General features: G+C 68.9%; 9 protein-coding genes. 5 read left to right on the top strand and 4 right to left on the bottom strand.

Annotation, left to right across the window (positions count from 1 at the left end):
* Positions 1 to 5: 5 nt before the first annotated feature.
* Both L2Z93_RS10930 and L2Z93_RS10925 read right to left on the bottom strand, forming a co-directional pair.
* Positions 6 to 5,462: a glutamate synthase-related protein gene (locus L2Z93_RS10930; RefSeq protein ID WP_090585192.1), complete on the bottom strand. Its 5,457-nt coding sequence runs from the start codon at positions 5,460 to 5,462 to the stop codon at positions 6 to 8.
* 126 nt (positions 5,463 to 5,588) lie between these two features.
* Positions 5,589 to 5,897 carry a hypothetical protein gene (locus L2Z93_RS10925; RefSeq protein ID WP_090585190.1) on the bottom strand — a complete coding sequence of 103 codons (309 nt, stop codon included), beginning with the start codon at positions 5,895 to 5,897 and terminating at the stop codon, positions 5,589 to 5,591.
* Between the two features lie 131 nt (positions 5,898 to 6,028).
* On the opposite strand from L2Z93_RS10925, the gene L2Z93_RS10920 reads away from it, so the two are divergent.
* The 4 genes from L2Z93_RS10920 (at position 6,029) to L2Z93_RS10905 (ending at position 10,069) form a co-directional block, all read left to right on the top strand.
* Positions 6,029 to 7,936 carry an acyl-CoA dehydrogenase family protein gene (locus L2Z93_RS10920; RefSeq protein WP_090585188.1) on the top strand — a complete coding sequence of 636 codons (1,908 nt, stop codon included), beginning with the start codon at positions 6,029 to 6,031 and terminating at the stop codon, positions 7,934 to 7,936.
* A 46-nt stretch (positions 7,937 to 7,982) separates the two neighbouring features.
* Positions 7,983 to 8,648, top strand: a complete 666-nt coding sequence (gene rpe, locus L2Z93_RS10915; protein ID WP_090585186.1) for a ribulose-phosphate 3-epimerase — start codon at positions 7,983 to 7,985, stop codon at positions 8,646 to 8,648.
* 35 nt (positions 8,649 to 8,683) lie between these two features.
* Positions 8,684 to 9,667, top strand: a complete 984-nt coding sequence (ribD, locus tag L2Z93_RS10910; protein ID WP_090585220.1) for a bifunctional diaminohydroxyphosphoribosylaminopyrimidine deaminase/5-amino-6-(5-phosphoribosylamino)uracil reductase RibD — start codon at positions 8,684 to 8,686, stop codon at positions 9,665 to 9,667.
* A gap of 84 nt (positions 9,668 to 9,751) precedes the next feature.
* Complete coding sequence (locus L2Z93_RS10905) at positions 9,752 to 10,069, top strand: hypothetical protein (protein WP_090585184.1); 318 nt, start codon at positions 9,752 to 9,754, stop codon at positions 10,067 to 10,069.
* 462 nt (positions 10,070 to 10,531) lie between these two features.
* On the opposite strand, the gene L2Z93_RS10900 is transcribed toward L2Z93_RS10905, so the two are convergent.
* Positions 10,532 to 12,073 carry an MFS transporter gene (locus tag L2Z93_RS10900; protein WP_090585182.1) on the bottom strand — a complete coding sequence of 514 codons (1,542 nt, stop codon included), beginning with the start codon at positions 12,071 to 12,073 and terminating at the stop codon, positions 10,532 to 10,534.
* Positions 12,073 to 12,783 carry an LppX_LprAFG lipoprotein gene (locus L2Z93_RS10895; RefSeq protein WP_090585218.1) on the bottom strand — a complete coding sequence of 237 codons (711 nt, stop codon included), beginning with the start codon at positions 12,781 to 12,783 and terminating at the stop codon, positions 12,073 to 12,075. The genes L2Z93_RS10900 and L2Z93_RS10895 overlap by 1 nt, the downstream gene beginning before the upstream one ends.
* A 56-nt stretch (positions 12,784 to 12,839) precedes the next feature.
* On the opposite strand from L2Z93_RS10895, the gene L2Z93_RS10890 reads away from it, so the two are divergent.
* Positions 12,840 to 13,451, top strand: a complete 612-nt coding sequence (locus L2Z93_RS10890) for a riboflavin synthase (protein WP_090585217.1) — start codon at positions 12,840 to 12,842, stop codon at positions 13,449 to 13,451.
* The last annotated feature ends 42 nt before the right edge of the window (positions 13,452 to 13,493 follow it).

Genomic DNA, 13,493 nt, shown 5'->3' with positions numbered 1-13,493 from the left:
ATCTGCTACGTCGTCTCCAGTGCCGGGACGCCGGACGTCACCACGACCGGAATCACCTTGTGTGCGAACAGTTCCTCCGCCGACGGCAGCCGGCCCATGCTGAGCAGATTCTTGGCGTCCTGATGCAGGATCCAGCCGTAGGTGCCCAGACTGTCGGTGGAGCGCACATTGCGCTGCGCCAACGCCGCCTTGTAGTCGGTGATCCGCTTGTCGGCGATCAGCACGGCCAACTCGTCGTCGCTGAACGACTCGATGGCCTCCCGGGCGTAGCGCTGCAGTTTGTGGATGAGGAAGAAATCCTCGGTGAGCACCAGGTTGCGGACCGCCTTGTCGACGCGCGGGTCCCGGACGTCGGTGACACCGGGCAGCCGGGTGAGCGCCAGTTGCTGTGCCATGTTCAGCACCGTGTAGGTGTTCAGCAGCGCGAACATCGACTCGGTGTCGGTTTCCCCGTAACCGGGCACCGTTCCGCCCAGCACGGCGGAGCCGTCGCGGTAGGAGCGCTTGAACTTGTGCACCTGGTGGCCGGCGACCGCCGCGGAGAGTTCGTCGAGCAGTTCCTTGCGCGTCTTGGCGGCCAGGATCTCGTCGGCGTCCTGGTACAGCAGCAGCGCCCGGGGCATCACGTAGACGATCTGCCGCCGCGCGGTGGCCCAATCATCGAGCAGCGCCGTGGCTTTCGCCGATCCGGTGGCCGAGACATGCCACTCCAGCAGGGTGCGCACGGTCACCTCGTGCCAGGACGCCGCGGTGATCGGCGCGATCAGCGCGGAATCGGCGCTGACCTTGGAGCTCAGCTCACCGTCGGGGTCGTATTGGTAGAGGAAGCCGCCGCTCATCCCGTTGGCGACGCCATGGCCGAACCCGCCGATGTTGAGCACCGAACCGTTGGTCATGTACTCACACAGAAACTCACCGGCGCCCTCGACGACGGCGGTCGCGCCGGAATTGCGGACGGCGAAGCGATCGCCGGCCTCGCCCTCGATGAACAGCCGGCCGCCGGACGCGCCGAACAGGGCGAAGTTGCCGATCAGCACGTTGCCGCCCGCGTCTGCGCTCCCGCCGCCGGGGGAGCGGACGATGATGGTTCCGCCGCAGGCGCTCTTGCCGACGCCGTCGTTGCAGGTGCCGGTGTGAGTCAGCACCATGCCGTCGTTGCAGAAGACCCCGTAGCTCTGCCCGGCCGATCCGGTGGTCGTGATCGCCACCGAGTCGGGAAGCAGGTGACGCCGGCCGCGGTCGTCGGTGGTGATCGCGGGCCCGGTGGGGCCGTCGGCGGTGTGGTTGAGCAGCCGTTCGATGTCGATAGCCAGCTGCCCGCCCACGCTCTTATTTCGGTTGGTCAGGGGCGCCGGCGCCGGCGCAATGGCGGCGAACTCCGGGCTCCCGGTGAGCTGATCCAGCAGGACGTCGTCGACGGCGTAGTCGGACTCCAGATAGATCGGGTCGTCGACGACGAATTCCGATGCCGCGGTGAGCATCTGGCGCAGATCAAGCTGACCGATCTGGGACGGATGGTCGAGCAGGTGCAGCAGGTCCGCGCGGCCCCGGGCCGCGCGCAGCGACGGTAGTCCGAGGGTGGCGAGGATCTCGCGCACCTCGTGCGCCAGGTTGAGCAGGTACTGGCCCAGAGCCCGCGGATCGCCTTCGAACACCTCCGGGTTCGTGGTCAACCCGGCGGGGCATTTGATATTGCAGTTCTTGGCCATCACGCACTTGAGCGTCATCAGCGCGGTGGTGCCGAACTCGAAGCTGTCGCCCCCCAGCAGCGCGGATTTGACGACGTCGGAGGCGGTCTGGTGGGCGCCCGAGCAGCGCAACACCACCTTCTGCCGAATACCGTTGGCGCACAGCGCCTGGTGCACTTCCGCCACGCCGATCTCGGCGGAGCGGCCGGCGTACTTGAGGCTGGTGACCGCGGCGGCGCCGGTCCCGCCGGTGTTGCCGGCGACATTGATGACATCGGCGCCGGCCTTCGCGACGCCGACGGCGATGGTGCCGATGCCCTCGGAGGAGACCAGTTTGACGATCACCTTGACCCGGGCGGCCTTGCAGTCGTGGATCAGCTGGGCGAGATCCTCGATGGAATAGGTGTCGTGATGCGGTGGCGGGGAGACGAGTTCGACGCCGGGGGTGCCGCCGCGCGCGGCCGCGATCGCCACGGTCACCTTCGGCGCGGGAAGCTGGCCACCCTCACCGGGTTTGGCGCCCTGACCGATTTTGATCTCCAGCTCCCGCAGCATCGGGTCGGCCAGGTAGCCCGCCCAGACGCCGAACCGCCCCGAAGCGAACTGTTTGATCCGGGAGCCGCGGATGGTGCCGTACCGGCTGATGTGCTCGCCGCCTTCACCGCAGTTCGACAGTGCGCCAACCATATTGGTTCCGTGCGCGACCGCCTCGTGCGCTTCGGCCACCAGCGCGCCGTGGCTCATCGCCCCGGAGGTCAGCGTGGGGGTGATCTCGTGCGCGGGCTGCACCTGCGCCAGCGGGATGGAGGCCGGCGCGGCGCGAAGCATCCCCAGGTATTCCGCGGCGGCGCCGCGGGCGCGCACCAGCACCCCGTCCTCGGAGACCTCGTGGTCGGTGACATCCGGGCCGAACATCTCGATCAGCGCGGCGGCCAGCGCGCCGTGGCGCTGCGGCCCCTGCGCGAGCCGCAGCCGGTAGCCGTCGCCGCTGCGGTCGCAGTTCAAACCGCGCACCCGCAGATCGTTGTTGCCGAATGGAGCGAACTGCGCCAGCTCGGCGCGGAACTCGGCGACGGTGCGCGCGAAGGTGACGTCGGCCGGCAACGCCAGCACGTCGCGCAGCGCGGCCGGCCGGCGGGCGCGTTCGGCGTTCATCGCCCGGACGAAGTTCCGGTAGCCGGGCGTGATGTCGAAACTGTCGATCGCACGCGGGGTCAGCTCGTCGAAGCTGGTGTGGCGGTACGCGTCGTCGTCCAGGCCGAAGGCGCCCTCGAGCTGGTTCAGCACCAGCCCCCGCAGGTAGCTCGGATCGGCCATGGTCGGGTTGTCCGGCCGGGCCTCGTCGTCGAAGGCGATGGTCTCCTCGGTCATGTCGACGAATCCGCGCACCGCCGTGGTGCCGTAGGAGTGCCCGGCGCCCTCGGCCCGTTCCTTGAACAAACCCAGCAGCGGGACGTCGGCCTCGGTGCTGACGGCCAGCGCCCGGGCGTGCCACTGCGGGATCGAGTCGGCGATGGTGGCGAACCCTACGCCGGCCACCGGTGAGGTGACGCTGGGGAAGTACCGGCGCAGCACCGGGTCTCCGGTGTCCAGATAGTTGGGTTCGAAGAACTCGCCGCCGATGTAGCTCTCCACGGTGCACAGGCCGACCTTGCCCATGGTCTTCATCAGGGATTTCTCGGCGGCTTTGGCGAAGTTCTTGAACGCCTTGTCGGCGTCGGCCCCGTACTTCTCCTCGGCGCGCATCTGCACCGCCAGCGGGTACACGGCCGCGGCGCCGAAACCGAGCGCGGTGGCGATGTGGTGCGAGGAGCACAGCTGGCCGCTTTCGGCGATCATCGAGACCCGCAGCCGCAGGCCCTCTTCGATCAGCCGTTGGTTGAGGGCCGAGACCACCAGCGTCAGGGGCATCGCCGCCCGGGTGCTGTCCACGTGCCGGTCGGAGATGATCGCGATGCCGCCGGTGTCGCGGGCGAACGTCTCCACCTCGTCGCACAGCGCGTCGATCGCGGCGACCAGCGCCGCCGCGTTGGCCGCCGGATCGTCCAGCACGATCCGGTAGCGGATGCCGAACCGGCGCACCGGGGTGCGCCGCTGTTCCCGGATCCGGAGCATGTCCAGGTGGGTGAGGATGGGGGAGTCGACGACGATCTGCGGCGCCGGGGTGGCGCCGCTGTTCGGTTTGGCGCCCAGCACCACCCGCAGCGTCATCCCGGCGGCTTCCCGGATGCTGTCCAGCGGTGGGTTCGTCACCTGCGCGAAGCGCTGGGAGAAGTACTTCGCGATGCCGCCCTCCTGGTTGGACAGCGCGTTGATGGCGTTGCCGTAGCCCATCGCGGAGATCTTCTCGTGGCCGGTGGCCAGCATCGGATCCATCAGGAACTTGAAGCTTTCCTGGTTCAGCGAATAGGCCACATAGCGCTGGTAGCGGTTCAGGTCGCCGTCGTAGCGGGCCGGGGAGGCCTGTTGCTCCGGCGGCACCGCGGGCAGGTCGCCGAGGTGCACTCGCGCCTCGGCGAGCATCGCCGGATAGTCGTGCCGGGCGGCGAGCGCGTCCAGCGCCTCGGCGGTGGTGTGGGAACGGCGGGCCCGGTGGTCGAAGTACAGCATGCCGCCGGCCTCGATCCGGCCGCGACGGATGACCTGCTCCGGCGCGAAGTTCACCTGTCCGGCCTCCGACATGGCGCCCAGATAGTCGTCGGTCTCCACGGTGCGCAGCGGGCGCAGCCCGAGCCGGTCCAGCCGGGCGCCGATGATGTCGCCGTCGCCGAACACCAGCGCGGCCGGCCCGTCGTTCTTCTCCTCGTAGAGGCTGAAGTACTCCAGCATGGCCCGCACCCGCGGCGGGAGTGTGGCGTCGTTCTCCCAGGCCGGTGGCATCATCGCGACGACGGCGGTCACCAGGTCCAGGTCGTCTTCGAAGACCCGGCTGGCCAACGTCTGGTCCAGGCGGCAGCTGTCCGACTGGCCCGGCGGGCGGATGATCGCGCGGTTTCGGGCCCGCGCCATCGCGTTCTCCGAGAGCCGGTTCTTCTTGTCGGTGTTGAGTTCGCCGTTGTGCGCCATCAGCCGGAACGGCTGGGCCATCATCGCGTTCGGCGCGGTGTTGGTGGAGAACCGGGTGTGGAAGAACATCGAGTGCACCGCCATCCGTGGATCGGAGAGATCCCGGAAGTAGGGCACCACCTCGTCGGCGTTGAGCCGGCCTTTGAGGACCTGGGTGCGCGCGCTGAGCGAGAGCGGGTACAGGCCGGTCAGTTCGGGGCTGCGATAGGCGATCGCCTCGATGTCCATCAGCGCGTGGTGGATTCTGCGGTCGTCGTCGGCCAGGAACACCCACTGCCGAATCGGCAGCTGGTACCGCACGGCGGCCGGTCGCAGCGCCGAATCATCCACGGGCACATCGCGTTTGAGCAGGATCTCGAAACCCTGGGCGCGCAGCGCGGCCTCGATCACCGCGTCGGCCTCGGCGTGCCGCGCCGGATCGTTGGGCAGGAAGAAGTTGCCCACCCCGAATTCGCCGAGGCGCAGGTCGTCACGCTCGGTGAGCGCGGTGAAGAACTGCAGCGAGAGGTCGAGATTGACCCCGGCGCCGTCGCCGACGCCCTCTGACGACATACCCCCGCGGTGCGGCACCGCGCACAGCGCCTCGTGGAGTTTGCGGACCACCTCGTGGGTCTGGACGCCGTCTTTGCGGGTCAGGAATCCGACCCCGCAGCTGCTCTTGTCCTGCTCGGGGGCATACAGCCCGAGGCGGCGGTTATCGCGACTCATCGACGGCTCCGTATCCGTGGCCCTGTGCGGCGCCACCAGCGGTTCTGCTGTGGGAATCTCGTCGTTGAGTGCGGGCCGGCGAACCGGTCCGTTGATTAGATTAGCCTACCCAAACACAGGCTCAGCTCATAGGTCGACCGAGCTCGGTCCGCCGCCGCACTCCGGGACCCCGCCGTAGGGCAGGCCGCCCTGAACCTGGCCCTCGACCATGGCGCTGCACGAGGCGAAGTTCATCCAGCCGCCGGGCGCGAGCGGATTGGAGTTGCCGCCCCACTGCTGGGCGTAGAACGATCCGTCGGGGAAGCTCTGGCCCAGGCAGTAGCGGCTGCCGCCGGAGATCGGTGACTGGAACTGCCCGCCGGGGCACCAACCCGCGTCGGCGTTCGGGATGAACGGGTCCGGGTCCGCCGAGGCCGGGGGAGCGAAAGCCAGCACGGCGCTCGCGGTCAGCGCTCCCCATGATCGCGCGCTCGGGCAGGATCGTTACCGGCGCCCACCGCGGGTAACCCGCGTGGCGCAGCACTGCGGCTTCCGGTCCGAGCGGGGCCTCGTAGTATCCATCGACTATGACGCTGTTCCTCAACCCGCACACGCCGGATTTCGCCGAGTTCGACGAACGCACCCGCGACATCTTCCTCGCCACCATCGCGTTCTTCGAAGACCACGGGAAGGCCTGGCTCAAGCAGCAGGACCGGGACCGGGTGTGGTACGCGGAGTTCGTCGAATTCCTCAAGAAGAAGCGCGTTTTCGCGACATTCCTCACTCCGGCGTCGGAAGCGGACGGAGACCCCGACAAGCGCTGGGACACCGCTCGCAACGCCAAGTACAGCGAGATCCTCGGGTTCTACGGAATGCAGTACTGGTACGTCTGGCAGGTCACCATTTTGGGCCTGGGGCCGATCTGGCAGTCCGGGAACACCGCGGCCCGAAAGCGCGCGGCGCAACTCCTGGAAGCCGGCGAAATCTTCGCCTTCGGCCTGTCGGAGCAGGACCACGGCGCCGACGTGTACTCCACGGACATGGTCGTCACACCGGACGGCGACGGCTATCGCGCCACCGGCGGCAAGTACTACATCGGCAACGGCAATCTCGCCCGGATGGTCTCGACCTTCGGCAGGCGCTCGGACAAGCCGATCCTGGACAGCGCGACGGCTCTGGACGGTGGCAAGCCCGACGAGGACTTCGAGGGGTACCTGTTCTTCGCCGCCGACAGCCAGCATCCGAACTACAAACTGCGCAAGAAGGTGGTCGACGCGCAGATGTACGTCGCGGCGTTCGATCTGGAGGACTACCCGGTCGCTGACGAGGACATCCTGCACACCGGCAAGGAAGCGTTCCACGCGGCCATCAACACCGTGAACATCGGCAAGTTCAACCTCGGTTTCGGCGCCGTCGGCAACTGCGAGCACGCCCTCTACGAGGCCGTCACCCACGCCGAGAACCGGGTGTTGTTCGGCCAGCGGGTCACGGAGTTCCCGCAGATCCGGACCATGTTCGCCGAGTGCTACGCCCGCTTGGCCGGGATGTCGCTCTACAGCCAGCGCGCCATCGACTACCTGCGTTCGGCCTCCGCCGAGGACCGCCGTTATCTGCTGTTCAACGCGATCGAGAAGATGACGGTCACTCGGCAGGGCGAGACGGTGATCACCACGCTGTCGGACATCATCGCGGCGCGCGGATTCGAGAGCGACACGTTCTTCACCATGGCGATGCTCGGCGCGGTGGGCCTGCCTCGGTTGGAGGGCACGGTGCACGTCAATATGGCGTTGTCGCTGAAGTTCATGCCCAATTACATGTTCGGGCCCGCCGATGCCGGGCTCATCGCGCTGTCCTCGCTGCCCGTGGCGCACGTGCCCGCCGGCGCCGTCCGGACGGTGGCCGGGGGGCTGCGCTCGGTCGGCACTGCGGCGGTTCCGCGGCTGGCCCGGCTGCCGTTCGCTCCGTCGGCGCTGCAGCGCACCGCGCCGGAGATCCCGCGCCGACGAGACTTCGGCAACGACGACTTCCTCTTCGAGCAGGGACCGAGCCGGGGTCTGTCCAAGATCGTCTTCGGCGACTGGCGATCAGCGCTGCAGCGCTTCGCCCACGTCCCCAATGTGGCGGTCTTCCTCGAGCAGGCCGACGGGTTCCAGACACTGCTGGCCGCCGCCGCGCCGACCCCCGAGCAGCAGCAGGATGTCGACTTCCTGTTCTGCATCGGCGAGCTGTTCACGCTGCTGCCCTACGCGCAGTTGATCCTCGAGCAGGCCGCGCTGGCCGACACCGACACTGATGTGCTGGACCAGCTGTTCGAGGTGCTGGTGACCGACTTCTCCCGCCACGCCACCACGCTGCACTGCAAACCCACCGCCACCCCCGCGCAGAAGAAGCTCGCGCTGACTCTGATCGCCGAGCCCGTCGGCGACCGGCAACGGTTCGAGCGCGTGGTGCGGGCCGTCCGCGCATTGGCGAACGCCTACGAGATGAGCCCGTAGCGCCCCAAGTAATCTGATCGGCGTGTCACGCACCCCAGCCCAGCCCATGATCGCCCCGTCGATCCTCACCGCGGACTTCGCCCGGCTCGCCGAGGAGGTCGCCGCCGTCGACAACGCCGACTGGCTGCACGTCGACGTGATGGACAACCACTTCGTGCCGAACCTCACCATGGGCCCGGTGGTGGTGGACAGCCTGCTCAAGGTGGCGAAGGTGCCGATGGACTGCCACCTGATGATCACCGACCCGGGCCGCTGGGCCCCGGGTTACGCCGAGGCCGGGGCGCACAATGTCACCTTCCACGTCGAGGCCGCCGACGACCCGGTCGCCGTCGCCCGGGACATCCGCGCGGCCGGCGGCAAGGCCGGCCTGGCGATCAAGCCGAACACCGCGCTGGAGCCGTACCTGGAGATCCTGCGCGACTTCGACACCCTGCTGATCATGAGCGTGGAGCCGGGCTTCGGTGGCCAGAAGTTCATCCCCGAGGTGCTGTCCAAGGTCGTCACCGCCCGCAAGCTGGTGGACTCCGGTGAGCTGAACATCCTGGTGGAGATCGACGGCGGCATCAACGCCGACACCATCGAGGCGGCCGCCGAGGCCGGGGTGGACTGCTTCGTCGCCGGGTCGGCGGTCTACAGCGCCGCCGACCCCGCCGACGCGATCGTCAAACTCCGCGGCCAGGCGGCCTCCGCCTCGCCGCACCTGGCGCTGTAGTTCTCGTGATCGACCAGCTGACCCTGGAAGCCGCGATGCGGGCGGCGATCGCCCAATCGGAGAAGGTCAAGGGCAGCACCTACCCGAACCCGCCGGTCGGCGCGGTCATCCTGGACGCCGGCGGGCAGATCGCCGGCGTCGGCGCCACCCAGCCGGTGGGCGGCGCGCACGCCGAGATCGTCGCGCTGCGCCGGGCCGGCACCCTCGCCAAGGGCGGCGTCGCGGTGGTCACCCTGGAGCCCTGCAACCACCACGGCCGCACCCCGCCGTGCGTCAGCGCGCTGCTGGACGCCGGGATCGCCAGCGTCGTGTACGCCGTGGCCGACCCCAACCCGGAAGCCGCCGGGGGAGCGGAGGCGCTGCGCGCCGCCGGGGTGCAAGTGGGCGCCGGCGTGCTGGCCGACGAGGTCGCCGGCGGCCCGCTGCGCGAGTGGCTGCACCGCCAGCGCACCGGACGACCGCACGTCACCTGGAAGTTCGCCGCCAGTGTCGACGGCCGCAGCGCCGCCGCGGACGGCACCTCGAAATGGATCACCAGCCCGGCGTCCCGCGCCGACGTGCATCGTCGCCGGGTGGCCGCCGAAGCTGTCATCGTTGGCACCGGAACGGTGTTCGCCGACGACCCGACGCTCACCGCCCGCCCGGCCGACGGGACCGAGGTGGCCCGTCAGCCACTGCGGGTGGTGGTGGGGCGCCGCGAGATTCCCAGCGACGCCCGGGTGCTCAACGAGGACGCCTCCACCATGGTGATCCGCACCCACGATCCGGCCGAGGTGATCCGGGCTCTCGGCGACCGCACCGACGTGATCCTGGAGGGCGGGCCCACGCTGGCGGGCGCGTTCCTGCGCGCCGGGCTGATCGACCGGATTCTCGGCTATCTGGCCCCGATGCTGATCGGCGGGCCGATCACCGTGCTGGACTCGGTCGGCGTGAACACCATCGCCGAGGCGCCGCGCTGGCGCTTCGACCTGACCGAGCGCGTCGGCCCCGATCTGTTGGTCAGCCTCGTCCCGGAGTGAACCCCACCGGCCATACTTTGTATAGGCTTACCTAACACAGTTGGTCGGCGCGGGGACAGATCACCACGCCGGGAAGGTGAGGGCATGGCCGACCAATTGAGCCGACGGTTCTTCCTGGGCACCCGATTGGCGTTGATCGCCGGGGTCGGAGCGACGACGTCCGGGTGCGCCGCCGAGAAACCGCAGCGCAGCTCGCCGCCATTGCCCGACCCGGTGATGACCAGCGACTACGCCGTGTACCAGGACCTGGCATACGCGGAGGCCGCGGGCGAGGGGCACCTGCTGGGTCTGTACATGCCGCACGACCCGAAGTGGGACGTTCCCGTGGTGATCCATCAGCTCGGTTCGGCGTTCCGCAGTGATGACGCCCGAGGAGCCGACGGATACACCGTCGCCGGATGATCCGGCCGAGCCCGCCGGGTTGACCGGCATGGCGGGCCCACGGGAACCGGGTCTCGGTGTCGAGCATGCGGGCTCCAATCAAGCGGCATTCCTGGGAATCAGGAAAGGCTAACCTAATCGGCGGCTTAGAGGTGGCCTACGTCGTGGCCCTGGAACGCGGCCGCTTCCGGCGCTTGATTGCCACTGGATGTGCTTGCCGCGCAGCAGTTTCCGCGCGCGTGCGCAGAGGGGCGCTACCGCGATGCCGCGAAGTTCGCGGTTGCGTGTGTGTTTCGTCCATCAGGGCCCCGAGCGGCCCGATAGAGCACGAGCGGCCAACGATGTGCGCAAAAGCCCAGCACAGCTCCCGCAAAAGCGGACGCCATCGGACGCTCGTGCTCTATCCGGCCGCTCGGGGGCCTACGTGTGCAGAAACCGGCCACTCGAGGAAGGATCACGTGCAGAAACCGGCGGCCGAGCTCCTCATCGCGACTCGGCTGGCGCCTCGTCGCTCGATCGTCGCTCGGCGGCCTCGACATCGACATTCCGCCCGGCGATGAACAGCCCGACCACCGCGCCGACCACGCAGACGATCGCGGTGATGAAGAACATCTCGCCGTACTGCATCGCGAACGCGGTCTGCGCCCGCGCGCCCTCGGCGGCCAGCTTCTCCGGCAGCGTGTCGCCGACGGCCGGCGGCAGCTCGCGCAGCAGCTGGTTGAACCGGTACAGGCCCCAGGCGGATAGCGCCGCCACCCCGACCAGCATGCCGATCATCCGGGACACCACCACCAGCGAGGAGGCGATGCCGTGCTGCGAGGACGGCGTCACCCGCAGCGCCGCCGAGGTCAGCGGGGCGATCACCAGCCCGAGCCCCAGACCCGCGATGGCCAGGTCGGTCTCGAAGATCGGAAGTTCCACGAAGCCCAGGTTGTGCGTGCGGGACATCACCTCGGTGTCCCAGTGCGAGATCAGCCAGTAGCCGAACGCCGCGAGCAGCATGCCCGGGACGACGATCACCCGGTCGCCGAAGCGACCCGCGGCGAACCCGCCGGCGATCGCGCCGATCGGCAGCGCCACCAGGAACCACAGCAGGTGCAGCGCGGCCTCGGTCTGCGACGCGCCCAACACGCCGCGGCCGAACAGCTCGATGTTGACCAGCGTCACCATCAGCGCCGCGCCGGTGCACGCCGAGGCGGCCAGCGAGGCCAGGAACGGGCCCATCAGCATCCCGGCCGGGTCGATCAGCCGGGTCTTGGTGAAGTACTCCCAGACGAAGAACCCGACGCCGAACGCGGCCGCGGCGATCAGCAGCCACATGCCACCGGCGGGCAGCACCTGCCTGCCGTCGGGCGAGGGGTTGTACAGCCCGATGACCGCCAGCCCGAGCGCGACGGCCAGCAGCACCCCGCCGACCACGTCGACCTTCTCGTGCTTGGTGGTCGATCGGTCGTGGCCGGGCAGGCTGAAGTGGATCATGATCATCGCCGCCGCGGTCAGCGGCAGGTTGATCCAGAACACGTCACGCCAGGTGTTGAACACGCTGACCACGACGATGCCCCACACCGGGCCCAACACGCTGCCCAGTTCCTGGGCGGCGCCGACGCCGCCCAGGATCTTGGTGCGGTCGCGGGCGTCCCACAGGTCGGCGGCCAGCGCCAGGGTCACGGGAAGCAGCGCGCCGGCCGCGGCGCCGAGCACCACCCGCCCGATCACCAGGGTGTTCAGGTCGCCGGCCATCGCGGTGATGACCGATCCGATGGCGAAGGCGGCCAGACCCAGCTGCAGCACGGGCTTGCGGCCGAACCGGTCCGAGGTGCGCCCCAACAGCGGCATGGCGGCGACATAGGCCAGCATGTAGCCGGTGATGATCGGCGTGACCTGCTGAATCTTGTTCAGCGGGATGCCGACATCGCCCATGATGTCTTCCATGATCGTGACCACGACATAGGTGTCGATGGCCCCGAGCAGAACCGCCAGACCGCCCGCGGTTATCGCGACATTGCGGCTGGTCGCAGAACGCATCAGACTTCGGGCTTGGTGATCGTCACCGGCGCGTTCCACGCCGACAGGGTCATGTCGATGTAGGTGTCATCCGACGGCGAGATCCGGGCCTTCACCAGCTTGTGGTCGTCGTCCTTGGCGATCCAGGCGGTGCTCTTGACCGGCTTGTCGGCCTTGAGCTGCGGCAGCAGCTTGTTGACGGCTTCGGCGCTGGTCTCGCCGGTCACCCGCACGGTCTCGGTGTCGCCGACCTTCTCGGTCGCCTCGGAGGTCGCGCCGGTGAAGTTGGCCAGCATGTTGGCCAGGCCGTTGTTCGGATCGAGGATCACCGACGGGTCGTAGATCTTCTCGGCGGGGCCCCAGTCGGAGTAGCTGCCGCCCTCGGTCAGCGCGGCGTAGAGGATGCCGTCGGCCACGATGAAGGGCGCCTCGACGGTGCTGCCGCCCATGGTGATGGTGGCGTTGCCCTTGGCGGCGCTGGCCGGCTCATTGGTCAGGTCGCCGACGACGGACTTGATCGGCATCCCGGTGATCTTGCCCTCGACGGTGATCTCCAGATGCGCGCTGGTGAGTTTGGCGGTGCTGGCCTGGGAGGCGGTCAGCAGTTCGGCAGCGTCGGGCAGCGCCTCGTTGCCGGATCCGCCGGACGAACAGCCGGCCAGAACGACGGCGGCCGCGCCGGCGGCGGCGATGGTGGACTTCCAGGTGGACGTGCGTCGCAGCGTGAGCATGGCCGCCATGTTAGTCGGCCAAACCATCTGCGTCCGACGGCAGTTAGTGTGTGGGCGTGTTCACCGGGATTGTGGAAGAACTCGGCGAGGTCGTCGACACCCAGGAGTTGGGCGACGCCGCCCGGCTGGTGATTCGGGGACCCGTGGTCACCTCGGACGCCGGTCACGGCGACTCGATCGCCGTCAACGGCGTGTGCCTGACGGTCGTCGAGGTGCTGCCCGACGGCGGCTTCTCCGCCGACGTGATGGCCGAGACGCTGAACCGGTCCTCGCTCGGGCAGCTGCGGACCGGCTCGCCGGTGAACCTGGAGCGCGCCGCGGCGGTGAACAGCCGGCTCGGCGGGCACATCGTGCAGGGCCACGTCGACGGCGTCGGCGCGGTCATCTCACGGAGCCCGTCCGAGCACTGGGAGGTGGTGCGGTTCGCGTTGCCCGCCCAGCTGGCCCGGTATCTGGTGGAAAAGGGCTCGATCACCGTGGACGGGGTGTCGCTGACGGTGTCCGGGCTGGGCCGCGACGACGACGGCGACTGGTTCGAGGTGTCGCTGATCCCGACCACCCTGACCGCCACCACCCTCGGCGGCGCCGCCGTCGGGACCCGGGTCAACCTGGAGGTCGACGTGCTGGCCAAGTATGTGGAGAGGCTGCTGGCCGCCCGCGGCGCCTAGCGGTTCATACTGGTGACACCTAATTCTTCGAGGGTTCCTTGC

The organism is Mycolicibacterium brumae (assembly GCF_025215495.1).
Lineage (GTDB): Bacteria > Actinomycetota > Actinomycetes > Mycobacteriales > Mycobacteriaceae > Mycobacterium > Mycobacterium brumae.
The sequence above is the reverse complement of the archived record's forward strand: the minus strand, read 5'-3'. Positions and strand labels throughout refer to the sequence as shown.